The organism is Corynebacterium jamesii (assembly GCF_046097395.1).
Lineage (GTDB): Bacteria > Actinomycetota > Actinomycetes > Mycobacteriales > Mycobacteriaceae > Corynebacterium.
Map to the genome: position 1 here is coordinate 2,391,737 of NZ_CP175789.1, position 26,919 is coordinate 2,418,655.

23 protein-coding genes are annotated in these 26,919 nt (G+C 63.3%); 16 read left to right on the forward strand and 7 right to left on the reverse strand.

What is annotated here, in order from left to right; all coding sequences use genetic code 11:
• Positions 1 to 5: 5 nt before the first annotated feature.
• From mtrA to secA, 6 genes are all read left to right on the forward strand, one after another.
• Entirely contained in the window at positions 6 to 683 is a 678-nt protein-coding gene (gene mtrA / locus ACKFRT_RS10740) for an MtrAB system response regulator MtrA (protein WP_296213052.1), read from the forward strand.
• Positions 684 to 821: 138 nt separating this feature from the next.
• The gene (mtrB, locus tag ACKFRT_RS10745) at positions 822 to 2,483 is read left to right on the forward strand and encodes an MtrAB system histidine kinase MtrB (protein WP_408926106.1); all 1,662 of its coding nucleotides are present in this window, start codon (positions 822 to 824) and stop codon (positions 2,481 to 2,483) included.
• Positions 2,476 to 4,194: an MtrAB system accessory lipoprotein LpqB gene (lpqB, locus tag ACKFRT_RS10750; RefSeq protein ID WP_408925279.1), complete on the forward strand. Its 1,719-nt coding sequence runs from the start codon at positions 2,476 to 2,478 to the stop codon at positions 4,192 to 4,194. The genes mtrB and lpqB overlap by 8 nt, the downstream gene beginning before the upstream one ends.
• A 116-nt stretch (positions 4,195 to 4,310) precedes the next feature.
• Positions 4,311 to 4,883, forward strand: coding sequence for a ComF family protein (locus tag ACKFRT_RS10755; protein ID WP_296213058.1), 573 nt, complete (start codon positions 4,311 to 4,313; stop codon positions 4,881 to 4,883).
• 130 nt (positions 4,884 to 5,013) lie between these two features.
• The gene (gene hpf / locus ACKFRT_RS10760) at positions 5,014 to 5,706 is read left to right on the forward strand and encodes a ribosome hibernation-promoting factor, HPF/YfiA family (protein ID WP_296213061.1); all 693 of its coding nucleotides are present in this window, start codon (positions 5,014 to 5,016) and stop codon (positions 5,704 to 5,706) included.
• 180 nt (positions 5,707 to 5,886) lie between these two features.
• Positions 5,887 to 8,490 (forward strand): preprotein translocase subunit SecA, encoded by a 2,604-nt coding sequence (secA, locus tag ACKFRT_RS10765; protein WP_408925280.1) that lies wholly within the window; start codon positions 5,887 to 5,889, stop codon positions 8,488 to 8,490.
• Here the strand turns inward: secA and ACKFRT_RS10770 are convergent.
• A complete protein-coding gene (locus ACKFRT_RS10770) occupies positions 8,487 to 8,987 on the reverse strand; it encodes an Rv3235 family protein (RefSeq protein WP_296213066.1) in 501 nt (166 codons plus the stop codon). The genes secA and ACKFRT_RS10770 overlap by 4 nt on opposite strands.
• Positions 8,988 to 9,123: 136 nt before the next feature.
• Between ACKFRT_RS10770 and ACKFRT_RS10775 the strand changes: the two genes are divergently transcribed.
• Entirely contained in the window at positions 9,124 to 9,534 is a 411-nt protein-coding gene (locus ACKFRT_RS10775; RefSeq protein WP_296213069.1) for an HAD family hydrolase, read from the forward strand.
• A 3-nt stretch (positions 9,535 to 9,537) separates the two neighbouring features.
• The gene (locus tag ACKFRT_RS10780; RefSeq protein ID WP_296213072.1) at positions 9,538 to 10,044 is read left to right on the forward strand and encodes a DUF6912 family protein; all 507 of its coding nucleotides are present in this window, start codon (positions 9,538 to 9,540) and stop codon (positions 10,042 to 10,044) included.
• Positions 10,045 to 10,052: 8 nt separating this feature from the next.
• Here ACKFRT_RS10780 and rsgA read toward each other — a convergent pair whose 3' ends face one another.
• Together rsgA and aroA are read right to left on the reverse strand one after the other, a co-directional pair.
• On the reverse strand, positions 10,053 to 11,057 hold the full coding sequence (gene rsgA, locus ACKFRT_RS10785; protein ID WP_296213075.1) for a ribosome small subunit-dependent GTPase A: 1,005 nt from the start codon (positions 11,055 to 11,057) through the stop codon (positions 10,053 to 10,055).
• Positions 11,058 to 12,347, reverse strand: coding sequence for a 3-phosphoshikimate 1-carboxyvinyltransferase (aroA, locus tag ACKFRT_RS10790; protein ID WP_296213078.1), 1,290 nt, complete (start codon positions 12,345 to 12,347; stop codon positions 11,058 to 11,060).
• 72 nt (positions 12,348 to 12,419) lie between these two features.
• Here aroA and ACKFRT_RS10795 point away from each other — a divergent pair, with 72 nt between their 5' ends.
• The 3 genes from ACKFRT_RS10795 to rsrA are packed head-to-tail and all read left to right on the forward strand — an operon-like array spanning position 12,420 to position 13,969.
• Positions 12,420 to 13,052 (forward strand): SOS response-associated peptidase, encoded by a 633-nt coding sequence (locus tag ACKFRT_RS10795; RefSeq protein ID WP_296213082.1) that lies wholly within the window; start codon positions 12,420 to 12,422, stop codon positions 13,050 to 13,052.
• Between the two features lie 33 nt (positions 13,053 to 13,085).
• Entirely contained in the window at positions 13,086 to 13,700 is a 615-nt protein-coding gene (locus ACKFRT_RS10800; RefSeq protein ID WP_296213085.1) for a sigma-70 family RNA polymerase sigma factor, read from the forward strand.
• A gap of 5 nt (positions 13,701 to 13,705) precedes the next feature.
• Positions 13,706 to 13,969, forward strand: a complete 264-nt coding sequence (gene rsrA, locus ACKFRT_RS10805; protein ID WP_408925281.1) for a mycothiol system anti-sigma-R factor — start codon at positions 13,706 to 13,708, stop codon at positions 13,967 to 13,969.
• A gap of 66 nt (positions 13,970 to 14,035) precedes the next feature.
• Here the strand turns inward: rsrA and ACKFRT_RS10810 are convergent, their stop codons facing one another.
• From ACKFRT_RS10810 to ACKFRT_RS10825, 4 genes are all read right to left on the reverse strand, one after another.
• On the reverse strand, positions 14,036 to 14,110 hold the full coding sequence (locus tag ACKFRT_RS10810; RefSeq protein WP_380023015.1) for a 50S ribosomal protein bL37: 75 nt from the start codon (positions 14,108 to 14,110) through the stop codon (positions 14,036 to 14,038).
• Positions 14,111 to 14,193: 83 nt separating this feature from the next.
• Positions 14,194 to 14,460, reverse strand: coding sequence for a WhiB family transcriptional regulator (locus ACKFRT_RS10815; protein WP_296213091.1), 267 nt, complete (start codon positions 14,458 to 14,460; stop codon positions 14,194 to 14,196).
• 425 nt (positions 14,461 to 14,885) lie between these two features.
• Complete coding sequence (locus tag ACKFRT_RS10820; protein ID WP_408925282.1) at positions 14,886 to 16,181, reverse strand: hypothetical protein; 1,296 nt, start codon at positions 16,179 to 16,181, stop codon at positions 14,886 to 14,888.
• Positions 16,178 to 17,509: a DEAD/DEAH box helicase gene (locus ACKFRT_RS10825; RefSeq protein ID WP_408925283.1), complete on the reverse strand. Its 1,332-nt coding sequence runs from the start codon at positions 17,507 to 17,509 to the stop codon at positions 16,178 to 16,180. Before ACKFRT_RS10825 ends, ACKFRT_RS10820 begins: the two co-directional genes overlap by 4 nt.
• Before the next feature lie 120 nt (positions 17,510 to 17,629).
• Between ACKFRT_RS10825 and ACKFRT_RS10830 the strand changes: the two genes are divergently transcribed.
• The 5 genes from ACKFRT_RS10830 to ACKFRT_RS10850 all read left to right on the forward strand — a co-directional run bounded on the left by ACKFRT_RS10830 (position 17,630) and on the right by ACKFRT_RS10850 (position 26,907).
• Positions 17,630 to 17,893, forward strand: a complete 264-nt coding sequence (locus ACKFRT_RS10830; protein WP_408925284.1) for a DUF3107 domain-containing protein — start codon at positions 17,630 to 17,632, stop codon at positions 17,891 to 17,893.
• 17 nt (positions 17,894 to 17,910) lie between these two features.
• A complete protein-coding gene (locus ACKFRT_RS10835) occupies positions 17,911 to 18,870 on the forward strand; it encodes a DUF3152 domain-containing protein (protein ID WP_408925285.1) in 960 nt (319 codons plus the stop codon).
• Between the two features lie 8 nt (positions 18,871 to 18,878).
• The gene (locus ACKFRT_RS10840) at positions 18,879 to 19,778 is read left to right on the forward strand and encodes a TIGR02569 family protein (RefSeq protein WP_408925286.1); all 900 of its coding nucleotides are present in this window, start codon (positions 18,879 to 18,881) and stop codon (positions 19,776 to 19,778) included.
• Positions 19,779 to 19,866: 88 nt separating this feature from the next.
• Positions 19,867 to 23,232: a PD-(D/E)XK nuclease family protein gene (locus tag ACKFRT_RS10845; RefSeq protein WP_408925287.1), complete on the forward strand. Its 3,366-nt coding sequence runs from the start codon at positions 19,867 to 19,869 to the stop codon at positions 23,230 to 23,232.
• Positions 23,233 to 26,907, forward strand: a complete 3,675-nt coding sequence (locus ACKFRT_RS10850) for a UvrD-helicase domain-containing protein (RefSeq protein ID WP_408925288.1) — start codon at positions 23,233 to 23,235, stop codon at positions 26,905 to 26,907.
• Positions 26,908 to 26,919 lie beyond the last annotated feature (12 nt).

The following is a 26,919-nucleotide window of genomic DNA, read 5'->3' on the forward strand; positions in this document are numbered from 1 at the left end:
CAACCGTGGAAACAACAATTCTGGTGGTCGACGACGACCCAGCTATCGCGGAGATGTTGACCATTGTCCTGCAGGGCGAGGGCTTTCGTACCGTCGTCGTAGGTGATGGCGTAGAGGCAGTGAAAGCCGCCGAAGAGCACAACCCGGACCTCATTCTGCTCGACGTCATGCTGCCGGGGATGAACGGCATCGACGTCTGCAAGGCGATCCGGGAGAACTCCACGGTGCCGATCGTCATGTTGACCGCGCGCACCGACACGGTGGACGTGGTGCTGGGTCTGGAATCCGGCGCAGACGACTACGTACACAAGCCCTTCAAGCCGAAGGAACTGGTCGCGCGCGTACGCGCTCGCCTGCGCCGCACCCCGGAGGAGAACCAGGCGGCTTCCATCGAGGTCGCGGACCTGAAGATCGACGTCCCGGGCCACCAGGTGATCCGTGACGGCCAGGACATCGCCCTGACCCCGATCGAGTTCGACTTGCTGGTCACGCTGGCCTCTCGCCCCCGCCAAGTGTTCTCCCGCGAAGAGCTGCTGGAGAAGGTGTGGGGCTACCGAAAGTCCAGCGATACTCGCTTGGTGAACGTTCACATTCAGCGACTTCGTTCGAAGGTGGAGAAGGACCCAGACGACCCGAAGATTATCCAGACCGTCCGCGGAATCGGCTACAAGACCGGCGAATAGGTTTTCGTGGAGCAGGAGCAAGCCCGCCCAGTGAGGCGACTGCAAGCCGCGCAGCCGCGGCCGAAGAAGCGCAAGAAGCCCCGCCCGGCGCAGTCGGGTCCCACGCGCTGGCGCGACCCGGAGGCCACTTTCTACCCGTTGAAGAGGCGGAGGAAGACGTTAGGCGCAGGCGCAACGTTCCGATCCGTGCTGCGCGATTTCTTCCGCAGACCCCGGGATACTTCACGGCGCGCAATCAACTCGCTGCGGCTGCGCTGGCACCAGTCCATCCAGCTGCGCGTGATCGGCAGCGTGCTGGCCTCCAGTACATTCGCGTTCCTGCTGATCGGCTTCCTGCTGGTGGGCTTTTTGAGCCAGCAGCTGCTGGCTACAAAGTTTTCCGAGGCAGTCGACGGCATGGATCGGGCGCGCTCGTTGGTGGAGGAGCAAATCAGCGCCACCGATTCTTCCAATCCCGTTTCCGTGCGTCTGACCTCCGCCAGGGCTGTGCTGACGAACCGTTCGGCCGGGGTGAATCAGTCGAGCGGCTCGGTGTACGAGTCGGTGCTCATCGCCTCTAATGCGAGCGACGCCGAAACGCGGATCCCAGATAATGTCGACATCCCCGATAGACTCCGCGAATTTGTGCACCAGGGGCAGGTGGCTTACCAGTACGCCCGCGTAGAGGGCGATAACGGCAGCTACAAGGCTCTGATTATCGGCAGCCCCGTGTACTCCGACATCCCGGGGCTAGAGCTGTACCTGCTAGTGCCGCTGACCTCTGAAGAAGCCACCCTCGGCCTCATGCGCGGGTTGCTTTCTGCCGGCGGCCTGGTTCTGATCATGCTGCTGCTGGTGATTGGCTGGGTGTTCTCCCAGCAGCTGATCGGCCCCGTCCGCTCTGCTTCGAGGATCGCCGAGAAGCTTGCGGCCGGTCACTTGCACGAGCGCATGGTCGTCGATGGCCAGGACGAAGTGGCCAAGTTGGCTTACAGCTTCAACGACATGGCGGACAAGCTGTCAACGCAGATTCGCAACCTGGAGGAGTTCGGTTCGCTGCAGCGCCAGTTCACCTCCGACGTCTCCCACGAGTTGCGTACTCCGCTGACGACGGTGCGCATGGCGGCGGATATGATCGAGGACAACGCCGACGAGCTCGACCCGATTACCGCTCGCGCCGCGCACCTCATGACCAAGGAGCTGGATCGCTTCGAAACTCTTCTCGGCGACCTGCTGGAAATCTCCCGGCACGACGCTGGCGTGGCGAACCTCTCCGCAGAAAAGGTCGACGTACGCGGTGTGGTTCGTTCCGCTCTGCAGCAGGTGCGCGCCATCGCTGAGGATATCGGTACTGAGTTCAATGTGGATCTGCCGGCTGATCCGGTGGTCGTTGCTGTCGACTCGCGCCGTGTGGAGCGCGTGCTGCGCAACCTATTGGCCAACGCCGTCGACCACTCCGAGGGAAAGCCCATCGACGTGAAGATGGCCGTCGGCGACCACGCCTTGGCTGTCACCGTCACCGACCGCGGCGTGGGGCTCAAGCCCGGTGAGGAAGAGATGGTGTTCAACCGCTTCTGGCGCTCCGACCCCTCCCGCGAGCGCCGTACCGGCGGCACCGGCCTGGGCCTGTCTATTGCTAAGGAAGATGCGAACCTCCACGGCGGTCGCCTCGAGGCCACCGGCGAGCCTGGCGTGGGTGCGTGCTTCCGGCTGACGCTCCCGCTGGAACAGGGCCGCACCGTGAAGACCTCGCCGCTGCCTTTGGCGGTGGGGGATGAGGGCGTCGATAGCCACGATCAGGAAGGCGGCAGCGATGAGTAACAAGACCACGAAAGTGCTGGCCGCGGTGGCCGGGCTGGGACTGCTGGCGGCGTGCTCGACGTTGCCGGACGATACGAGCCCCGAAGCAATCTCCAAATACGCGCCGGCCCCTAGCGGGCAAGAGGCACCGACCCCGACCGACGGGCAGCCCTCCGACTTGCTGCTGCGCGACTTCTTTACCGCCAGCGCCCATCCGCTGCGCAACCACCAGGCGGCGAAGAAGTTCCTCACCGGTGGCATGCAGGGGCGCTGGCACTCCGAAGCACCGACGATGGTGCTCGACCGCATCGACATCGCCTCCGAAGGGCCGGGAGACGACTCGAAGATCACCTATCGGGTGCGCGGCAACATCGTCGGCACACTAGGCGTGGGCGGCGTATTCGACCCGCAGTACACCGCCTTTGAGACAAGCTACGAAATGCAGAACGTCGACGGGCAGTGGCGCATCAGTAATTTGCCGAACGTTGTGGTGCTCGACCGGCAGGACTTCGTGGGCGCGTACCGCGCGCACAACATTTACTTCCCAGACTTGGACGGCCGGGCGCTGGTGCCGGACCGCCGATGGATTTACACCGGACAGCAGTCCACCGCTGCCTCCCTGGTCTCGTTGCTGGTTGCGGGGCCGCAGGAGCGTTTAAAAAAGGCGGTGCGAAACCTTATTCCGGATGGCACCACTGCCCAAGTCGCCGACGACGGAGACCCCACCGTAAACTTCACCGGGCTGCAGGGCCTTTCGCCTGATGCGCGAAGACTACTGGCGGCGCAGGTGGTGTGGACGTTGGCGGGATCCGAGGTTCGCGGGCCGTACGAGCTCACCGCCGACGGCACGCCCATCACCGACGACATGCACGGCAAGTGGCTGGTGCAGGACCTTTCGCAATACGACCCGAACGTGCAGGTGCAGGTGCCGCTGCGAGCTGTTTCCGGCGGAGATATCTACCAACAGGACGGCGCACGGGCAAAGAAGCTGGACGGCTGGCTGACCCAGCGGTACGTCGAATCCGTGGCCTTGAGCCCGCGCGACGAGATGTACGCTGCGGTGACTGGGCGGGGCGACGAGCGGCGTCAGCTGATGATCGGAGCGAAGGAAGACCAGCCGGTGAGCTCCGTGCGCGCGGACTCTCTGACCCGCCCGACCTGGGGGCTGGATGCAACCACGGCTTACGTGGTGGCCGACGGCGAGCGAATCATGGAGGTCACGCGGAACCCCGAGACCGGCATCGCTGGCGAGCAGGAGGTGGATGCCTCCACGCTAGCGATGATCGATGGGGACAAGAAGCGAATCAGCGTATTCCGCCTATCCCACGACGGTGTCAGAGCCGTGATGGTCGTGAACGGGCGGGTGTACGTGGTGGTTTTGGAGACCACTGAGGAGGGCACGAAGCGGCTGGGTGCGCCGGTGGAGATTGGGTACGCGGTTGGCGATACCGCGGTGAGCGCGGATTGGTCCGACGACGGATCCGTACTGGTGGGCACACGAGCCAACGATGCCCCGGTGTGGGACATCGAGGTTGATGGCTCGTATTCGCAGCAGATCACGGGCCGCAACCTGGCTGCGCCGGTGGTCTCGGTGGCCACGGACGGCAACAAGATATACGTCACCGATGCCAATGCGCTGATGCAGTTCGACGTGACCTCAGAGGAATCGCGATTCTGGCGCGAAGTACCGACCATGCAGGGAAAGCGGGCGACACCGGTGTTGGCCGACTAGGCTGGCTGCCCGTGGGGATAACGGGGGATCTGAGCGCGCTCGCTGGGTTGGTGTGGCGCGCCGACTGTGTGTGCTGCGGTGCAGTAGCTGGCGGGCAGCTGTGTGAGGCGTGCGGCTTGCAGCTGCTACAGCCCTGGCAGCGCTGGCAGCCGCGAGTAGCAGCCGTGCCCGTGTTTGCGGCGGGAACCTACGGCGGAGCTCGGAGGATGCTGATTCTGAGTGCGAAGGAGCGGCTGCGGCCGGCGGCGATCGAGGTCGCCGGGCGAGTGCTGGCCGCCGGCATTCTGCACGTTAGCGGCCTGGGCTTGGTGCCTGACCCGCGCCTGGGGCGGGTGGTGTTGGTGCCCGCGCCCACGCGCCGGTCAGCGGCGCGGCAGCGCGGTGGGGATATCGTCACGCGTTTCTGCCAGGCGGCGGCCGCCTTGTACCCCGGAGTGGAGGTGTGCCCGGTGGGGTGGCTGGACGAGGCGAGCGTGGACTCTGTGGGGCTGGGCCGCCACCAGCGGCGCGAGAACGTGGCCCGCGGCATCCGCTGTGACCCGGTGGCTGTCGGCCAGTTGCGTGGGGTGCGGGAAGTGGTGATTGTGGACGACGTGTGCACTACCGGGGCGACGACGGCGCAGTTTGCGCTGGCCTTGTCCGCGCACGGGGTGCATCCACAGCTGGCGTTGGTGTTGGCGGGTGCCTAGACCGCATAAATAAGGGGTATATGCACAAGTGCAGTAGTGCCGATAGGTAGACTATTGGTTGGAACGATCACCGTTGGAAGGTGGGTAATCCGGCCCGATTTTGGCGGTGAATGACTTTGGAGGTTGAGCAATGTCGACCGGCAACAACTCGTCCAACCTTGGCAACGAGGAACTGGCTGCACCCGAGGCAGGCGTAGAGATCACCGGCCGCAACGTTGAGGTGCCGGAGCACTTCGCAGAGCGTGTCAATGGCAAGCTGGCAAAGATCGAGCGCCTGGATCCCACCCTCACGTTTTTCCACGTAGAGCTGCAGCACGAGCCGAATCCGCGCCGTGGTGACCAGCAGGATCGCCTGCAGATTACCGCTACGGGCAAGGGCCACATCGCTCGCGCAGAGGCCAAGGAAGACTCCTTCTACGCTGCCCTCGAGGTAGCTATCGGCCGTATGGAGCGCTCCCTGCGCAAGGTAAAGGCGCGCCGCAAGATCGCGCGCTCCGGCCACCGTGCCCCGATGTCTATGGGTGAGGCAGCTGCCAACCTGGTGGAAGAGGCACAGCCGCAGGCTGAGGCGAAGCCGGAGGAGGTCGGTCAGTACGATGTCGACCCTTACGAGGATCAGTTCAAGCCGGGGCAGGTTGTGCGTAAGAAGGTGCACAAGGCTTCCCCGATCAGTGTCGATCAGGCGTTGAGCGAAATGGAGCTCGTGGGTCACGACTTCTTCCTATTCATCAACGAGGAGAACGGCCAGCCGTCCGTGGTGTACCGCCGCCACGCGTTCGACTACGGCCTGATCACCCTGCAGGAGAAGGAAGCAGAGAAGTAATACCTCTCTCGCCCCGTTAAGCCGCCCCTGACGATTAACTCGTGAAGGGGCGGTTTTTCTGGTAGAAAATGCCGGGTGCAGTTGCCCGCGGACTTGGGGGTGGGGGTAGGATTGGCCGAAGCCAACAAGTTAGCTAACAAGTTTTAGAAATCTAGAAATCTAGAAAAGGACAGCATCAGCGTGCTAGGACTTTCGAAAATCCTCCGTATGGGCGAAGGGCGTGCGGTCAAGCGTCTCGCGAAGATCGCCGATCAGGTGATGGACCTCGACGAGGAATACACCGCACTGAGCGACGAGGAGCTGCGGGCCAAAACCGACGAGCTGAAGAAGCGAGTCCAGGACGACGGAGAGAGCTTGGACGACATTTTGCTCGAGGCCTTTGCCGCTGCGCGTGAGGCCTCCTGGCGCGTGCTGGGCCAGAAGCACTATAAGGTGCAGATCATGGGCGGTGCCGGCCTGCACTTCGGCTACGTCTCCGAGATGAAGACCGGTGAGGGTAAGACCCTGACCTGTGTGCTGCCCGCCTATCTGAACGCACTGTCCGGCAAGGGCGTGCACGTCGTCACCGTGAACGACTACCTGGCTAAGCGCGATGCCGAGTGGATGGGTCGCGTGCACCGCTTCCTGGGGCTGTCCACCGACGTGATCCTGAGCGGCAAGAACCCCGCCGAGCGCCGGGAGGCCTACAACGCAGATATCACCTACGGCACGAACAACGAGTTCGGCTTTGATTACCTGCGCGACAACATGGCGCACTCCCTGAACGACTTGGTGCAGCGTGGCCACAATTACGCCATTGTGGATGAGGTCGACTCGATCCTCATCGATGAGGCGCGTACCCCGCTGATCATCTCCGGTCCCGTGGATGGCTCCAGCAAGTGGTTCACCGCTTTCGCTGCCATTGCCCCGAAGCTGACCCGCGACATCCACTACGAAATTGACGAGCGGAAGAAGACCGTGGGCGTCAAGGAAGAGGGTGTGGAGTTCGTCGAGGACCAGCTGGGCATCGAGAACCTGTACGCCCCCGAGCACTCACAGCTGGTGAGCTACCTGAACAACTCCATCAAGGCCAAGGAGCTGTTCACCCGCGACAAGGATTACATCGTCCGCAACGGCGAGGTCGTCATCGTCGACGAGTTCACCGGTCGCATCCTGGACGGCCGCCGCTACAACGAGGGCATCCACCAGGCGATCGAGGCGAAGGAACACGTCGAGATTAAGAACGAGAACCAGACGCTGGCCACCGTCACGCTGCAGAACTACTTCCGTCTGTACGACAAGCTGGCCGGTATGACCGGTACGGCAGAGACCGAGGCTGCCGAGCTGAAGTCCACCTACAAGCTGGACGTCGCTGCGATCCCGACGAACAAGGAAAACAAGCGCAAGGATCACGTCGATCTGATCTACAAGACGCAGGAGGCAAAGTTCGAGGCGGTGGCCGAGGACATCGCCGAGTGCGTGGAGACCGGCCAGCCGGTGCTGGTGGGTACCACCTCTGTGGAGCGTTCCGAGTACCTGTCGAAGCTGCTGCAGCGCCGCGGTATCAAGCACAACGTGCTGAACGCGAAGTACCACGAGAAGGAGGCCGAGATCGTCGCGCAGGCCGGTCGCCTGGGCGCGGTGACCGTGGCTACCAACATGGCCGGCCGTGGTACGGACATTGTGCTGGGTGGTAACCCGGACATCATCGCCGACATCAACCTGCGCGAGCGTGGGCTGGATCCGGTGGAGACTCCGGAGGAGTACGAAGAGGCATGGGACGGCGAGATCGAGAAGGTTCGCGCCGAGTCTAAGGAAGAAGCAGAGAAGGTTCGCGAGGTCGGTGGCCTATACGTGCTGGGCACGGAGCGCCACGAGTCGCGACGTATCGACAACCAGCTGCGTGGTCGTTCCGCACGTCAGGGTGACCCGGGCGAGACCCGCTTCTACCTGTCCATGCGCGACGACCTGATGGTGCGCTTCGTCGGCCAGACAATGGAGGCGATGATGACGCGCCTCAACATCCCGGATGACGAGGCTATCGACTCGAAGATGGTCACCAACGCCATTAAGGGCGCACAGTCCCAGGTGGAGTCCGCCAACTTCGAGATGCGCAAGAACGTTCTGAAGTACGACGAGGTTATGAACGAGCAGCGCAAGGTGATCTATGGCGAGCGCCGCCAGATTCTCGAGGGCGAAGACGTGGAGTCGCAGATCCGCAGCATGCTCAAGGACACTGTCGAGGCGTACGTCGACGGTGCCACCGCTGAGGGGTACGTCGAGGACTGGGACCTGGATACCCTGTGGAACGCTCTGGATTCCCTCTACGGGCCGTCCTTCACCCACGAGGAGCTGGTCGATGGCAACGAGTACGGCCGCCCGGGCGAGCTGAGCTCTTCCCAGCTGCTGGATGCCGTGCTCGAGGATGCCAACCACGAGTACGACGAGTTGGAGGAGAAGGTCACCGAGATCGCCGGCGAGGAGCAGATGCGTGGCATGGAACGCGCGGCGCTGCTGAACGTTGTGGACCAGAAGTGGCGCGAGCACCTCTACGAGATGGACTACCTGAAGGAGGGCATCGGCCTGCGCGCGATGGCGCAGCGCGATCCTCTGGTGGAGTACCAGCGCGAGGGTGGCGACATGTTCAACCGCATGAAGGACGGCATCAAGGAAGAAACTGTCCGCCAGCTGTTCCTGGTGCGCAACCAGTTGAAGCAGGCCGGCCAGGTGCACGTCGACGATCCGGCGGCGGGTAACGAAGGCGTGGCCGTGGATCGCGCCACCCAGACCACCATGGGAGGCTAAATCAAGCTGAGGCTATCGATTGCCCAGACCTTGACCCCGCGCCGCGTGGAGCTGCGAAGTTGATGCAGCCCCGCGCGGCGCTTTTGCGTGTGTTGGGACATGGTGCCCGCTAGCGCTCGCACCCGTTCGCCCATCTGTACCGATGCGCAGAATCGTACACAGTCGCTCGCGCTGGGCTGTATGTGCAGGCTTATGATGTGCGCACCCTGTTCCGCCCGCCCAGCTAGCGGCTCCGGGCGCACGGCTCGGCGTACCCGCAGCTGCTCCAAGACCCGCTCACCGAAGGGTGCCCGGCGCAGACTATCGATTGGGCGGCGCCCCTCCAAAGCCTCCAGCCACATCTTTACAATCTGCGCGATGCGTTGGGGTGGCGGAGTGTGGGCGTCCGAAAAAGAATCAGCAACTTCCTCTTCGGTAGCCTGCACGGCGACGGCCGGCGTGGGCGGGCGCAGAAACACGAAATCCGCAAGTGGGCGCGCGGAAGCAGAAGTGGTCACGAAAGAAAATCCCCCTAGGTAGTGCCCGGTAGTGCCCCGGTGGCGCCTTCCCCCGAAGGCGCCGTACGGCCATAACTATAGCGAAGAGTGTGCCCTTCGGGGTGCCAGCGGGCGAAAAGATGGCAGAATGTAGGGCATGCGTGGACTAGTAGTTGATTATTGTGGCGTGCTGGACGGCGCCGAGGAAGACCGTCGACGGTGGCGCAAGCTGCTGTCGGCTGCGCGGGCGGAGGGCATTGCTACGGCGATCCTTTCCAACGATCCGGGCGGGGCGGGCGCGGCTCCCATCCGCACGTGGCTGGAGGGCGGCTACGTGGACGCCGTGATTTTGTCCGGCGAGGTAGGCGCCGAGAAGCCGTCGGAGGAAGTTTTCCGCATTACTGCCGAGCGCTTGGAGCTGCCGCAGCAGGATCTGGTGCTGGTGGACGACAACATCCTGAACATCCGCGGTGCAGTGGACGCGGGCTTGATCGGCATTTACTACCAGCAGTTCGACCGCGCGGTCGTGGAGATCACCGGCGTGTTCGAGCTGGAGGGGGAGTTCTAAACCATGCTGGTGTACATTCCCGCGACCTTTGACATGCTGGGCACCCTCGCGGAGCAGGGCGAGCACCCCGTGCGCTCTGCGGTGGGTTTTGCCCTGACCCCCGCAGTGCGGGAGTTCTACACCGGCGGCGACGAGGAAGAGCTGGCATACACCGCGTTCCTCGACGCTGCACGCGCCTCGCTGCGCCTGTTGAGCGCGGGCGGGGAGGAGCGCTTCCCACACCGTCGAGTGGTCATCAGTGCGGAGATCGACGATGCCGCGGTGACGCTGGCGCCGGAGGATGGCGAGTCCGTAGTGCGTCTGGACCCAGCCGTTGTTGCGGTGCGGCAGTTGTTGGCGATCCATGTTGATGACGCCGACGCGGAGGCCGCTACAGCGAAGGCGATCGAGTGCATCGACGCAGCTGACCTGGGGGATGAAGACGCGGAATTCGCGTTGGGGGACTGCGAAGACAACCTGATGAGTTGGTACGACGGCAAGGAGCTGCCGTTCCTGGTGGACCTAATGTAGCGGTTCTGCTACATTTCCCACTCGTTGTTGCTGCGTAGGGCCTCTAGCAGGCGACGGATCGCGGTGACGCGTCGGGCGGACGCGCCGGTGAGGGTATCCAGGGCGCACTCCGGATCCGCGGGTGGTCCCATGTGAGTGCAGCCACGCGGGCAGTCTTCGATGACTTCGCGCAGATCCTCGAAAACCTCCACGACCGTATCGGGGTCAACGTGCGCCAGACCCAGGCTGCGGATGCCGGGGGTATCGATGATCCAGCCACCCTGGGGTAGTTTGAGCGCGACCGACTGGGTGGAGGTGTGCCGGCCCTTGCCCACGCCGCTGACCTCGCCGGTGGCGCGCTCTGCGTCGGGGATCAGGCGGTTAAACAGGGTGGACTTGCCCACCCCGGAGTGGCCGACCAAGGCGCTAACATGGCCTGTGATGCGTTCGGTGAGCTCTTCCAAGGAGTCGTCCACGCCGGTGGTGAGGACTTCTACGTCGAGGTCGCGGAACTCGGCGGCGAAGGTGCTGGGGTCGGCAAGGTCAGATTTGGTGAGGCACACCAGCGGCGTGAGGCCGCCGACGAACGCGGCGATAAGGGCGCGCTCCACGAAGCCGGTGCGGGGCGGGGGATCGGCGACGGCGCTGACGATCAGCAGGTAGTCCGCGTTGGCGACGACGATGCGCTCGAAGGAATCCGTATCGTCCGCGGTGCGGCGAAGTACCGAGGTGCGGTCCTCCAACCGAACGATGCGCGCGAGGGTGTCCTTCTTGCCGGAGGTATCACCGACCACGCCCACGTGGTCGCCTACGACGACGTTCGTGCGCCCCATCTCGCGGGCGCGCATACAGGTGACAAGGGTGCCGTCTTCGTCCAACACCACCCCCCAGCGGCCGCGATCCTTGGAAACAACCAGGCCGCGCTTGGCGTTTTTGTGGCTGGGTCGGTCTTTGGTGCGGGGGCGGGAGCCCTTTCCGGGGCGTACCCGAACGTCGGATTCGTCCCAGTTGCGGGCGCTACTGCGGCGCCCCATCTAGCGCTCCTGGCCCAGCAGCTGCGCCCAGCGGCGGCGGAAGCCGGGGAGAGTCTTGGCGGTAGTGTCCACGTCTGAAACCTCGATGCCTTCCACGCGCAGGCCGAGGATCGCACCGGCGGTGGCCATGCGGTGGTCGGCGTAGGACTCCCAGCGGCCACCTTCCAGGGCGGCGGGGTGGATGACCAGCCCGTCGGCGGTTTGCTCGACGTGGCCACCCAGGGCGTTGATGTTATCCGCCAGTGCCTGCAGGCGGTCGGTCTCGTGGCCGCGCAGGTGTGCGATGCCGTATAGGTGACTGCGGCTATCGGCCAGGGCAGCAAGGGCGGCCACGGTGGGAGTCAGTTCGCCGATGTCGTGCATGTCCCAGGTGATGCCGTTGAGGTGGCCAGTGCCGGTGACGACAAGCTCGCCGTTGTGGACGTCCAACTCGGCTTCCGCGCCCATGTCCAGCAAGATCTGGCGGAATTGGTCACCCGGCTGGTTGGTAGTGGCGGGCCAGTTCTTGATGCGCACGCAGCCGCCGGTGAGCACGCCCGCGGCCATGAAGGGGGTGGCATTCGAGAGGTCGGGCTCCACATGCCAGTGGCGGCCGTGGATCGGCCCTGGGTGGACGGTCCAGCGGTTGAAGGAGGTCTCTACGGCCACGCCGGCCTCGCGCAGCATCTGCACCGTCATTTCCACGTGCGGCTGGCTGGGCAGGGAGTTGCCCCGGTGGATGACCGTCACGCCCTCGGTGAAGCGGGCGCCGGTGAGAAGCAGACCGCTGACGAACTGGGAAGACTGGGAAGCGTCTATAGTGATCTCGCCTCCCTGGATCGTCCCCTTGCCCTCGACGAAGAACGGTAGCCCCTCGGGGTTGGATTCGGTGGCGGCGTGCACTTCTGTGCCGAGGGCGCGGAGGGAATCGAGGGTGGTGGACATCGGCCGACGGCGAGCCTCGACGTCGCCGTCGAAAGCGACTGTCCCTTCCGCTAGCGCGGCGATTGGCGGGACGAAGCGCATGACGGTACCAGCCAAGCCACAATCCACCTGGCCACCGTGTAGCTTTTCTGCCGGTGTGACGTGCATCTGGTCGTTCTTTACCTGGATTTGGGTGCCCATGGCCCGTAGCGCGGCCATCATAAGCTCGGTATCGCGGCTGATCAGGCCACCAGTGATGGTGGAGGGTTCATCCGCCAGCGCGGCGAGGATCAACGCGCGGTTCGTGATCGACTTCGAGCCGGGGATAGCCACGGTGGCTCGCACCGGCTCGGTGGCGACGGGAGCCGGCCAGAGTTGTTCAGACATACCTGCAGACATACTCGTATTGTCTCACTTTTTTGATGGAAAAGAAGCGAGGGGTGGGCATAATGGGCAGGTATGTGTGGCCGATATGTATTGTTCAGCTCCCTGGAAGAACTCTCGGGTGACCTACGCCGCCGACTGGGAACCCGGCGCATCCCGCGCGCCGGAACGGGGGAATGGCCCGCCAACTACAATGTGGCCCCCACCGCGGAGGTGCCCATCGTCCGGGAATTCAAGGGCGAGGCGGCGATTGGCCCTGCGCGGTGGGGCTACCCGCCGAAGACGGTGTTTAATGCCCGGGGAGAGACCGCGTTTTCTAAGCCGATGTTCTCTAGTTCCCTGCCGTGTGCCTTCCCGATGAATGGTTGGTACGAGTGGACGGTGGGGGAGGACGGCAAGAAACAGCCCTGGTTTACCTCTGCCACCGACGGCCAACCTATGTATGCCGCTGGACTGTGCAAGGCCGTCGAGGGGCAGCTGTACGGCACCATCATCACCGTCGCGGCTCTGCCGGAACTGGAATGGCTGCACAGCCGCATGCCCAGGATTTTGGTGGGCGATGAGCTAGGTGCTTGGCTTAAGGGTGAAGGGGCGGAGGAGGTGGCGTCGCCAAACAGGGCAACAACAGTTGATAGCCGGAAGGCGGACAGAAAGGTTGGCTCCGTGGCGAACAACTACCCGGGGCTGGTGGGAATGAATGGGGGATAGAATTGCGTTGTAGGAATGGTGAGAGGTGAGCGAATGAGACGCAGCGAAGACACTGCAGATGAGCTGCTGCAAAGATTCGAGGCCGACGCACTGCCGTTGTTGGATCAGCTGTACGGGGCGGCGCTGCGGATGACGCGCAACCCGGCCGACGCCCAGGACCTGGTGCAAGATGCGTATATGAAGGCTTACCAGGCATTTGGTTCCTTTAAGGAAGGCACCAACCTGAAGGCGTGGATGTATCGAATCCTGACGAACACGTATATCAACAACTACCGCAAGGCGCAGCGGCGCCCGACGGAGTCCAGCGCTGACGAGATGACCGATTGGCAGCTGGCCGAAACGGCGAAGCACGACTCCGTGGGGCTGCAATCCGCCGAGGTGGAGGCCCTGAAGAACATTCCCGATAAGCGCATCCAGGATGCACTGATGAGCTTGGGCGATGACTACCGCATGGTCGTGTACTACGCGGACGTGGAGGGGCTGGCTTACAAGGAGATCGCCGAAATCATGGACACTCCCATCGGGACCGTGATGTCGCGGTTGCACCGCGGGCGCAAGCAGCTGCGCAGCAAGCTGAAGGACGTAGCCGCCGAGCACGGGATCGTGACGGAGACGGCACATAACAAGCTGACGGAAGCGAAGGGATAGAGCATATGTGCAAAGACAATTCGCGAAAAACGGACTGTGACGACCTGCTAGATGCCCTGTACGAGGTCGCTGATAGTGACGCCGACTGGGAGAGTCGCGAGCGCTTGCGCGCACACGCAGACGCGTGCCCGGAGTGCCTACGACAGTTGGGGATTGAGCAGCAGGTCCGGGACCTCCTGCGGAGCTGCTGCAGCCAGCCCGCTCCAGTGGAGCTGCGGGCGCGGATCTGCACGCAATTGCGGGTGATTAGCTACCGCGTAGAGGAGTAGGTACAGCAAAAGGCCGGCAGAGACACCGTTCTATGCGGTGTGCCTGCCGGCCTTGTGAGTTACGCCTTAAGAGTTCGGACGCTTGCCGTGGTTGGCGTTCTTCTTGCGACGATCCTTGCGCTTGCGGCCACGCTTGCTCATTGTGCAGCTCCTCGGTTTATACAGGGGATAGTTTCAACCAGTTCAGCTTAGCCGGGGCGCGAAGCTGGACAAAATGTCGGGGACTAAACAGTGATGCGCTTGCGGCTGCGGCTGCGGCCACGGTTGGTGCGGCGCTTCAGTGCGCGACGCTCGTCCTCAGCCATGCCGCCCCACACGCCAGCATCCTGGCCGGACTCGATGGCCCAGTTCAGGCACTGGGAAGCGACGGGGCAGCGGTTGCATACCAGCTTGGCCTTGGCGATCTGTGCCAGAGCGGGGCCGGAGTTTCCTACGGGGAAGAACAGTTCGGGGTCTTCTTCACGGCAAACGGCTTTGTGGCGCCAATCCATTGTTGTATTTCCCTTCTATTTTTTAGGCAATGAATGCCCGAGGTGTGTCGTCTGTGTTGTTGCGTTGGTGTGGGACACTTTTGGCTAGGGGATACCCTGGTGGGTTCCCTTCGCAATCGAAGTTGGGATCGACGAATAAACCTAGAGATTCTCTAGGCAAATTCAGGCAAAAGTGGTTGTGGCGAAGTGGCGTGCAGACCTGTGTGTAGAGGGGGTCGCGGCGGCTTCTCGCCTTCGATTAAGGCCTTGTTGGTTTGTTGTTAACCTTTTGGCCTCTTATCGGTTACTCGGATGATTTTGGCATGCTTTTGCCAGTTTGGCTAGAGTTAAAACTTAAATTGTGATGAAAGTCACAATAAAACGATTTGGTCAGGGAGGCAAAAGCGGTTATTGCACTGTGCCCACTGTGTTCACGGTGCCCACTGCTATTCGGCTCGCCCCAGCGCCACGACAGCCTCCCCGCGCTTCTCCACCAGCACGTCGCCTGACAGTTTGAGGGTTACTTGGCCGGTGTAGCCCTGGCGATCTACCGGGATGGTGCGCAGGATCTTGCCCTCATCCCAATCCACCACGGCGATGCCCTTGGCTGTGGGTACTAGTAGCCGTCCGTCGAGGGAGGTCGCTGGTCCGATAGCGCCTTCCACCGTGAACTTCGCCTTCAGCGTAGACGGGCTAAATGTGACAACGCGCGTGCCGTCAAACCAGCTCATCAGGTGTGCGGAGTCCGCGGTCTGAGCCCTAAACAGAGTCCCCTCGCGCTTCTGTGGATCCAGCAGGGGCGCCGGGTCGGCGGGGAACTGCTGAAAATTGCCTTCCATATCCAGCACTTGAAAGCGCGCACCTTCGTTGTCCATCTCGTCCTTCGCGCGGGTGCCATTGCCCGGCGCGTAGATCACTACCCGATCCACGCCGATGGCCACCAGCTCGCTGCCCGCGGGCACTTCGTACTCGTGGAACTTCTCCGGCGCGTCCGAATCCTCGGGCTGTGCTTTGAGCAGCCGGATCAGCTTCTTATCCTTTTCCGGGCACGTCTGTGCCGTTGCCAGCAAGTCCTTGCGCGTCAGCGCGGAGGTGAAACTGCACTCCAGGTACTTCTGCTTTCCGGGCTTAACGGCGGTCAGCTTCTCTCCGACCTCCACGCGCCGCACCAGGTCGGAACGCAACAGCTCTGTGCGGGAAGGGCTGAGCATGCCGAGGTTGTCCCGGCTTTGAAACAGTGCAACATCGTCAGTCGCCAGCATGTCGCGGGTGTGCCGGTACTCGCCGCTACCGCTATCCAGCGACACCACCTGCCCGCACCCCTTGGGGCCGTGCAGGAACAGGTTTGTTTTCCCCCAGTTCGCCGCCACGGCGCACAGGTCGTTCGGGGCGCGGTAGTGCCAAACCTCGGAACCATCCTGGCCGCGCACCATCGTCGCTTTCGTCCCCTCGGTCAGCACCACGCCGCCCTGATCCACTACCAGGTCATCGGAATCTGTCGTGGCGGTCCACAGTTCCCGCAGCTTCTCCGGCACCTGGGCGCCGAGTGCGGCCGCGTCCGGCGACTGGAGGGTTCTATCCTTAGCCGAGATCGGTTCGGCGGCAACCTCGTGCTCAACTGTGCGGGCATCCGATCCCAGCCACGTGGCGCCGCCTAGCGCCAGCACACAGCAAGCTAGCGCGGCGGCAACGATGTGGTCGCTGCGGCGCGCACGCTCGGGGGAGGGGAAGATGCGGCTCATCGGCGCGGCCTCCGCTGGGACTTCTTCACTTTCAACGCAGCGCCCTTTACACTGCGCGCTGGGCCAACCTGGTCGCCGACGTTATTCGGCAGGTCGAACTCCGCCAGGAACTCTTCGCTGGAAGAAAACCACTGCGGTGGATCCTGCAGGCCTAGGCCCAGAGCGTCGCTAATCGCGTTCCAGCGCGTGACCTCGTCCCAGCCGATGAGGCTCACCGCCGTACCGGTGTTGCCCGCGCGTCCGGTGCGTCCGATGCGGTGGACGTAGGTGCGCTCGTCGTCTGGCACCTGGTAGTTGATCACGTGCGTGACGTCCTCGATGTCGATGCCACGGGCAGCCACGTCGGTCGCCACCATCACGTCAACCTCGTTCCGGCGGAACTCGCCCAAGGATTTCTCGCGGTCGTTCTGTCGCATGTCGCCGTGCACTGCACCAACGCGGAAGCCCAGCTCTGCCAGCTCTTCGGCCACGTTCGCCGCCTGCCTTTTGGTGCGCGCGAACACGATGCTGCGGCCGCGCCCCGGCGATTGCAAAATCCGGGCGAGTGCGGAGAGCCTGTCGAGCTTGTGGGACTGGAACACCACCTGCCGGGTGGTGTCGTGGGTGGCCTCCGTCGCCGCACTGTCGGCTTGGATCAGTACCGGGTGGCGCATCAAAGTCCTGGTCAGTGCTGCAATCGGGCCCGGCATCGTGGCGGAGAACAACATCGTCTGCCGCATGTCGCTGGTCTGTGTAATGATGTCGCGCACGTCGTCTAAGAACCCCTGGTCCAGCATCTCGTCGGCCTCGTCCAGCACCACGATCTCGACTGCTCCCAACTGCAAGTAACCCTGCCGTGCGAGGTCCAGGAGCCGGCCCGGAGTGCCGACGACGACATCCACGCCGCGCGCCAACGCGGCGGTCTGCTTCTCGAATCCCACGCCACCGTACAGCGCCTGTATCTGCAGCGCGCGGGTCTTGTTGTTCTTTCTTTGGGACGCCCCCTCGGCCCCCACCGGCACCCGTAGATTTTGGGCGGCCAGGGTCAGATCGTCGGTGACTTGCAGGCACAGCTCTCGGGTAGGCACCACGATTAAGGCGCGCGGGGTGCCGTCGGGGGCGGTGACGGTGGCGTCATCAAAAACCCGATCGAGAACAGGAATGCCGAAGCCCAAGGTCTTGCCCATGCCCGTGCGTGCCTGGCCGATGACGTCGGAGCCTTTCAACGCAATGGGAAGGGTGTATTCCTGGATGGCGAACGCATGGGTGATACCGGCTTCTGCCAGGGCTTCCGTGATTTCCGCGGCTACTCCGAGGGTTACGAAAGAGGGGCCAGAACGTGCGTTCATGGGGGCTCCCACCTTCCTTCCAAACCTTCGAGAAACGTGCCTGTAGAATCGTGCAGCATCTTGCGTCGCGCATGCGGTAGCTATGATGGTCACAATACTGCACGTGAGTATAGAACGAATATGAAGGAAGGGTTCCCCATGCAGATCAAGGTCGGATTCGTACACAACGCCCGCGAGCTGGCAATCACCATTGACACCTCTGGCGAGCAGGCTAAGTCGCAGGACGACTACGTGGCGGAGATCGAGAACTTCCTGCGTTCCGAAGACAACCAGACCCTAACTATTGAGGGCGCCAAGGGTGCTCGCTACGTGCTGGTGCGTGCGCAGGTTGCCTACGTTGAGGTTGGCGCGGAGTCTAAGAACTCCGTCGGCTTTGTGAGCTAGGAGCAGCGGCTAGTTGTATGAATAGCGGCAGTAACATGGAGCGTCACCCGATCCCGCCGGCCCGGAAGACACCCGCGGTGAAGGGGGCGCAACAGGCGCCACGCGGGAAGTTTAGCTTCCGTAGCGTGGTGCTAATTACTGCCGCTTTTGTGTTGGTTACGCTGCTGGTGATGTATAGCGTGCTGCGTGGCCTGGCCACGACGGACAGCGCGCAGGGGGAAGATGGGGCAGGGCAGTCGGCGCAGGCCAGTGGCACTGATGGCAGTGCTGGTACCGACGGTAACGAATCCGGGGACTACGACGACCTAAAGCTCGGCGCGCTGCCACCGGGAGGGAAGTACGCCAAGAAGGGGAGCGGAAAGTTCCGCACTGTCGGCAAGCCCGGCAAGAAAGTCGGAAAGGGTAAGAAGAAGTTCACCTACGTGGTGGAAGTCGAGACGACGGTGCGAGCCGCGGACTACGGTGGCGACGATGCCTTTGCCGCGATGGTGGATGCCACTCTGGCCAACCCAAAGTCCTGGGTAGGGGCCCCGCAGTATTCTTTCCAGCACGTGGACGAAAAGAAGCTGCCGAAGGGTGCAGTTCCCGACATGCGGATCCAGCTGACTTCTACCGAGACTACCGCCGCGGACTGCGGGGATAGCTATGGCATCGAGACCAGCTGTAACTACTCGGGAGAGCGCCGAGTGGTGCTGAACGAGGCCCGGTGGGTGCGTGGCGCCATTCCTTTTGATGGCGACCTGGGAGCCTACCGGCAGTACGTGATTAACCACGAGGTCGGACACGCGATCGGGCACAAGGCGCACAAGCCGTGCACGAAGGACGGCAAGCTGGCGCCGATCATGATGCAACAAACCATCAGCCTGAACAATGCCGAAATCTATAAAATCAACCCAGACGAGGCCTTCGGGAAAGATTCGAACACCTGCAAGGCCAACCCGTGGCCTTTCCCATTCGGGTACAAGAAGAGCAAGTAAGCGAGCCCATGATCAACGACGACTCTCACAGCGACTTTAACTCCCCGCCGCCGGCGCACATTCTGGCAAGCTTCCAGGTGCCCTCCGCACACCCGGTGTTGCTGGAGCAGGAATGGAGCCAGGGGTGGCGCTGCGACCGGGCAGTGATATCGCGGGCGGACGAGCCGGCGCGGGCGGCGTGGATAGCCAAGATCATGTCGAAGGTGCGCCCGGCAGGAGTGTCTATGTCCCGACCCATCTTCTCGTCCGACGGGCGGTTTAGCGTATCCGGTTGGCGGGCACGAACCTTCATGTCTGGCCACCAGTCGCCGCGTTTCGACGAGATGGTGGCGGCCGCACTGCGCCTGAACGAGGCCCTGCGTGGCGAAAGGAAGCCGACGTTTTTGGCGCCCCCGGTGGCGGGGAAGAAGTGGTACGAATACGACTTGTACGCTGCGGCGGACCAGGCGGCCTTCGCCGAGGATCCGGCCGAGTGGGTCACCCCAGTGTTGGCACCGGAGAGTGTGCCGCGCGAGGACGTGGCCGCCGCACTCGTGAAAGCCGCGAGTCTGGCCGAGCTTCGCGGGCAGATTAAGGAGGCTGATCAGCTGGTACACGGGGACATTGCCGGATGCACCATCTTTGACGGCACCGCCGACCCCATCGTCACGGATCTGTACCCCGCGTGGCACCCGGCGGCGTGGACGGTGGCACTGTTGATCGTGGACACGATGGCTTGGGGCAATGCCCCGGATGCGTTGCTGGATCGCTGGGCGCACCTGCCCGACTTCCCGCAGCTGGTCCTGAGGGCCGTGATGTACCGGCTGTTCCTGCACGCGATGCTGCCAAACTCCCAGCCGGATTCGTGGGAGGGGTTGGCGCGCGTTGCGGATGTAGTGGCGGCCTGGGTGACGATGCAGGAGAGCTAGGTGCGAAAGTCCTAGCTACCACCAAAAATCGAACACGGAATAAGCAATTGTGGGGAGGGTGTCCCAGGCGCATGACAAACTAATGGTCATGGATCACGGCAGCCAGCACACCGCCCACAACAACTCGACTAAAAACCCTAACAACGACCTAGAAAAGCGCCTCGGCGCCAACGGAAAACCGAAAGTCCGGCTGGGACAGCCTACCGATGGAACAGCGGATCAGGAGCGCTTCGACGGGCTCGCCGGCGCCCTCGTCGAAGGCTCGACACAGGTTGATTATTCTCTGCCCTACGCGATCCTGGGCGGGCCGGGCACAGGTAAAACCTCACTATTGATCGCCGCAGCGCGGGACTTTCTGCTGCAGGGGGGATCGGCGTCCGAGATAATGTTTTTTGCACCGTCGAAGGAAGCTGCAACGGCCGTGCGCGCAGCGCTGTACCAGCGCATGGCGGGGGAGGGCGACTACGCTGCGTCCGGCACGTTTGTGCGTTCGGTGCACTCGTGGGCCTTCGCGTTTTATCGCAGTGTACAAGCGCTGCGTAGCCAGAAGCAGCCACGGCTTATCACGGGTGCGGGGCACGACATGCAGGTTCGTGAGATTCTGCGTGGCACCGCGGAGGACGGTAATCGGTACTGGCCCGCCAACGTCGTACCCGCGCTGAGCTACGCGGGCTTTGCCCAGCAGCTGCGTGATCTGCTGCTGCGTGCCACCGAGCGTGGTCTATCAGCCCAGCAGTTGCGGCAGCTAGGGGTCGAACACGACCGGCCGATGTGGGAGGCCGCGGGGCGCTTCCAGGAGGAATACCAGCAGGTCCAGCGCCTGAGCCGCTCGGAGAGCCTGAACGCTTCCGAGCTACTGCACGCGACCCTGGCCGCCTTTGAGGAGCCGGAGGGCGAACAGCTGGTCGAGCGGCAGCGGCAGAAGGTGAAGCTGCTGCTGGTCGACGACGCGCATAACCTGGACCCGGCCTCCGCCCGGCTGATCGAAAGATTCATGGTGCCGGGGACCCGGACCCTCATCGCAGGCGACCCGGACCAGTGTGTGTTCCACTTCCGCGGTGCCGATGAGGCTTTCCTGGACTCCTACTCGCAGGATCCGGACCACCGGGTGGTTTTGAGTGCTTCTTATCGTTTGACGCCACCTGCGGCCGAGTCGGTCAACGCCGTCCGTAGGCACCTGGGAGCTCAGCTGAGCCGCGTGGAGCTGCGCTCCGCCGGTTCGGGGGAGGGGACAGGTGGAGGCTCCACAGGCGCCGAGACTGTGCAGGTGACGATCACCCCGACGGAGACGGCGGAGCGGCTGAAAATTGTGGATGTCGTGCGGCGCGCGCACATCGAACAGCAGGTTGCGTGGGACGACATCGCGGTGATCGTGCGCGGCACCGGAAGTATTGCGCGGATACGCAGATCGCTGATGGCCTACGGCGTGCCCGTGAAGGTGGATCCGACCTCCGTGGTGCTGGCGGAACAACCCCTGGTGCGGATGTTGCTGCTGGCCGCAGAGGCGAGCTACCGGGACCTCACTGTCGCGGAGATGCACAGTGTGCTGGAAGGCAGCGTGGGCGGCGCGGATCCGGTGATGGTGCGCCGCGTACACCGCGCGGTGGCGCTGGCCATCCGCTCCGCGCAGATGACCGGGCAGTCGCTTCGAGCCCACGAGGACGGCAGGCCCTTCCAGGCCGCGGACTACGTCACGGAGCTGCTGAACCACCCCGACGATCCGGACAATCAGTGGATTCTTGGCCACTGCGGCCCCCGCGAGCAGGAGGTCATCCAGCGCGTATCCGCCGTGCTAGAGGCCGGGCGGCAGGCGTGGAAGAACCGCCAGGGCACGGAGATGGTGCTGTGGAAGATCTGGCAGGCCACCAAGCTGGACATGCACTTGCGTGCGCAAGCGCTGAAGGGCGGATCGCTCGGCGCGCAGGCCGACGCGGACCTGGACGCAGTGATGAGCCTGTTTGATATTTTGGGCGACTTCGCGGAGCGCAACCCGCATGCGCAGGTGAAGAGCTTCGTGGAGAACCTCCGCGCCCAGAAGGTGCCCACCGGCGGGCGCGACCAACGCGGCGTGCGCGCCGGGGCGGTGGAGATCCTGCCCGCCCACGCAGCGGCCGGGCGGCAGTGGAAGGTGGTGGTTATCGCCGGAGTGCAGGAAGGCGAATGGCCGACCGGCCCGACCGTCGGCGGGCTTTTCGGCCAGTTGGAGCTTGTGGACCTACTGGACCGGGGGATCGACCCGAGCGTGCCGGTGGCACGCATCAACGATGCCATCGAGGAGGAGCGCAGGCTCTTCCTGCTGGCACTCAGCCGCGCAACCGATAGTGTGCACGTGACAAGCGTCCGAAACTCAGGTGACGAGGCGATGGCACCCTCGCGCTTCATCGCCGAGATGGGCGTGGAGCCCACGGAATTGGCTACAACCGGCGAGGCAGAACAAGCCGCAGGCCACGCGGTCGCCGGGGTCGGCGCGGGTACGTTGCCGCGTGTGCTGGCACTGGAATCCCTGATAGCAGAGCTGCGGGATGCAGCCACCGATCCCGACCGTCCCGGCCACGAGCGTCGCGCGGCGGTGCGGAACCTGGCGAAGATGGCGCAGGCCGGGGTGCACGGTGCCGCGCCGGAGGACTGGTGGGGCATGGCCGAGCCATCCACGGAGGCACAGGTACTGGCGGGAGACGCGGTCCGGCTGAGCCCCTCCAAGCTGGAAGGCTGGAGCACCTGCGCCCTGCGCACGTTCCTGGACAGTAACGGCGGGGTCAGCGAAACCACCGAGCCGATGCGTGTGGGCATTGTCATTCACGCTATCGCGGAGCAGATCGTGCACGGAATGGAGCTTGACGAAGCTCAGTTGGCCGTACGGACGATCCTGCCGCACGTGCTCGACGGGCCAGAGTGGAAGGATGCCCAGACTGTGGCGCGCTGGGAAGGTGGCGTCAAGAAACTGCACGGTTTCATTACCAACTACAAGGAACAACAGTTCGAACTAGAGACCGAGCGAACGCTTAGAGCCCACGTCGGGCAGACACCCGATGGGGTAAAGGTAACGCTGAGCGGACGGGCGGATCTTTTGGCGACGAACCCGCAGGACGGGCTGACAGAGGTGATCGACTTCAAGACCGGAAAGACCGCAGTGTCGAAGAAGGTGGCAGAGGAAAGCCCGCAGCTTCGTGCCTACCAGTTCCTCCTGACGATGAACACACACCCGGGGGGCACCGGGCAAAACTACCGGCCGGGAGGGGCAGCGCTGGTCTTCCCCGGCGCTACGAGCACGACGATCACGAAGCCGCAAGCAGAGCTGACAGAGGAAAAACTGAGTGAAGTGCACGATCAATTGATGGCGGTGGCGCCGTTAACGGCGGGGCCGCAATACCTCGCTATGCCAAACGATGGCTGTAGACATTGCGGATTCAAGGCGATCTGCCCCGCACAGCCCGAAGGAAAGCAGGTGATTTAAGTGGAAAGCAACCGACACATTTTTAGCCCCCAGGAGCTATCCCAGCTGATGGGGCAAAAATTCGCCCCGACGGACGAGCAGGCTAACGTGATCCAAGCTGGACCATTCGGCAACTTCCTGGTCGTGGCCGGCGCTGGTGCGGGAAAGACTGAAACGATGGCGGCGCGTGCCGTGTGGATGGTGGCCAACGGCTTCGCCCGCCCCGAGCAGATCCTGGGCCTGACTTTTACCCGCAAGGCCGCCGCCGAGCTGGGCGAGCGCATCCGCCAGCGTTTGCAAACCCTGGCGGGCAGCGCCTTCATGGACCAGCTGTCGGCAGATGATCCGCGGCGGGAGGTGCTAAAGAACATTGCGCCGGCGGTGGCGACCTACGACTCCTATGCGGGCGATATCGTCCGCGAGTACGGCCTGTTGATCCCCTCGGAGCCCGCAGCACGGCTTATCACGAACGCAGAACGGTGGATGGTAGCCCGCGATGTGGTGCTGAACTCTAGCGCGTCAGTGACCGTTGACAGAGCCGTATCGACCGTCATCGCAGATGTGTGTGCGCTGTCAGACGAGATGGACAACCACTTGAAGGCCGCGGATGAGGTCGAGAGGAAGAGCAACGCAGCGAAGGAATCGCTGGAAGAGCTGTCTACGAGGGGTAGTACCGAGAGTAAGTTCACAAACGAAAACAAAAAATTTCTTAATGCCCAGCAGTATCGCATCGAGCTGCTGAGCCTAGTGCAGCAATACCGCGAAGCACTGCAGGAGCGCGACCTACTGACCTTCGGGCAACAGATGAGCAAGGCCGCGGAATTGGTGCGCGACCACGAGATTGTGGGCCAGGAACAACGACGGCGCTTCCGCGTGGTGATGCTGGACGAATACCAGGACACTGGCCACGCCCAGCGCATCATGCTGTGTTCGCTGTTCGGCGGTGAGGCCGTGAGTGACGGCGAGTTCTCCGCGATGGCGGTGGGCGACCCCATGCAGTCCATTTACCAATTCCGCGGGGCAACGGCCTCCAACCTGGAGAAGTTCCGCACGGACTTCCCCGATGCCAACGGCGAACCGGCGGCAAAGCTAGAGCTGCTGACCTCCTGGCGTAACCCCACCACTGTGTTGGACATGGCTAACAAGGTTTCCACCTGGTCCATGGAACGCAGCAGCCAAAGCACCGGGCGCCTGGTTTCCGAACTGCGGCCCCGCCCCGGAGCCGCAGCGGGCGAAACAGCAATAGCGTTCTTCGATGAGCGCGAAGCAGAACTCGACTGGCTGGCCGACAAACTGCAGTCGCAGTGGGAGGACTACCAACGGAAGCTGGAGATGGCCGACGACCTGACTAAGGTCAAGCCGTTTTCCGCCGCTGTGCTGGTGACGGTGAACAAGGACGCAGTACCGATCTACGAAAAACTGGTGGAGCGCGGGGTGCCCGCGGACATGACAGCCGGGCCGGGGCTGCTGGACATTCCCGAGGTCGCGGACGTGTTCGCCACTCTGCGCGTGCTGGTGGATCCGACGGATGACGTGGCTCTGCTGCGTCTGCTGACAGGCCCGCGATGGAACATCGGCGCCGCCGACCTCGCAGTTCTTACGCGACGGGCAGAACAAATCGTAGCCCGTGGGGCCGCTGCGACAGACGGTAAGGATGCCGCCGATGCTAATCACTCCGATGATGCCGGGGATGCAGCTGCGCTGGCTGGAGCCGTCGCCCAGATACGGCAAGAAAAGATGGACGAGTTTCGCTCTTCAGGTCTGCGAGAAGAACTCATCGAGCAGGTGCTAGAGGCCATCCCGGACCCCACCGAGTACACGGTGGGGCTGATCGATGCGCTTGCCGATCTGACTGATGCTGAGGAGATGGGCATGTCGGCAGAGGGCACCAAGCGACTGTCGCAGCTCGGCAGGGAGCTCGGTTACCTGCGCCGCCACAGCCTGGGTAAGAACCTGCCAGACCTAGTGGCTGACATCGAGAAGATGCTGGGAGTGCGCACGGAAGTTCTCACGCGCTGGCACCGCCGGCCCGAGCAGTCGATTGGCACGAGCCACCTGGACAAATTCGCGCAGATTGTACGCGAAGTCTCCCGCGTTAATACCGCCAACCCCAAGGCGCTGGTGGAGTACCTCCTGGCGGCTCATGCGGAAGAAGACGGCCTGGACCCGGGTGAAGTGCAGCGGAAAGACAACACCGTGCAGATCCTCACCGTCCACAAAGCCAAGGGGCTGGAGTGGGACATTGTCGCTGTGCCGCACGCCTCGCGCGAGCGCTACGGCGATTACTCCCAACCACGAAGCGAGTCCGCGTGGACCACCAACGCAAAGGTTATGCCGAGCAGCCTGCGCGGCGATGCCGGTAACACCCCGGGAGCGTACCCGAAACTGTCTATGGAAGGCGTAGCGGACCGAACGGGGCACACCAAGGTATATAAGGAGTTCAACAAACAGGTCAGCCGCTTCCGGGCCAAGGAAAACGACCGACTCTTCTACGTGGCTATCACTCGTTCCGAGCGAGTGCTCTACGTCAGCGGCTCAGCCTTTAAGGAGTCTGCAGTCAAGGGCAACGATCCATCCATTTGCCTCTCCCTACTTCGCGAGTACATGCAAGGCACCGGCCTCGAAGGCAACGTGGAACGGTGGTCCGATATGGGCAAGTACTACAAGGATCTGGATGACATGCTGAAGAACCCAGACCTGCCGATCGAGGACAAGCTCATGCTGCCCACCCCGCAGCTCAATGGCGAGCGCCTGGACTTTCAAGAGGATCGCAAAGAACGAGATGCCGTCGTCTCCCTCGGCGCTAGCTGGCCCAGTCCCGCGCCCGCAATGGCGACCCCTGGTATGGCCGAAGCCGCCGAGCAGGTGCGCAAGGAAATCGCAGCCGTGCCCGCGCAACGTGCAGAACACGCCCGACATGCACAGCATCAGCTCGGATCAGGCGCCACTGCGGGCAAAGCGCCGACAACTCTCGCCGAGGCATGGGACCTAGAGACAGCCCTGCTGCTGGAGGAGTTCTCCGCGATGGATAATGCCGAGCTGGTGGTTCCGCTGAACGTCCGCATGACCGCCACCGAGGCCGTGAGCCTACGCAAGGACGACCAGGAATTTGCCCTGCGTGCCCGCCGCCCCATCCCGCTGGAGCCCAAGCCTTACGCCAAGCGCGGCACCGCCTTCCACAACTGGGTGGAGGAGCATTACAAGCAGGTCAGTCTACTGGACGAAGAGCAGCTCCCCGGCGCCTCCGATGCAACGCTGGAAGACCCGTACCTCGAAACGCTGAAAGAAGCCTTCCGGCGCTCCGAGTGGGCTGACCGTCAGCCGGAGAGCGTGGAGGGTGCCTACTCCGTCACCATCGCCGGCCACGTGTTCGAAGGGCGGATCGACGCGGTCTTCCACGACGGCGACGACCCCACCGACGGCTGGATCGTCGTAGACTGGAAGACCGGGCGCAAACCCACTGGCGCGGATATGGACGCAGCCGCCATGCAGCTGGCCGTCTACCGGCTTGCGTGGGCGAAGCTGCTCAGCGCGAAAATGGGTGTAAAGGTGCCTGCCGACAACGTCCGGGCTGCGTTTCACTATGTCGCGGCCAATGAAACCTATGAACCGCGTACACTACTGTCTGCAGACGAGCTCGAAGGGATGCTTGGGGGCGTCACTAAGAAGACGACCCACGACCACGACGAGCAGTGACGAGAGGACGTA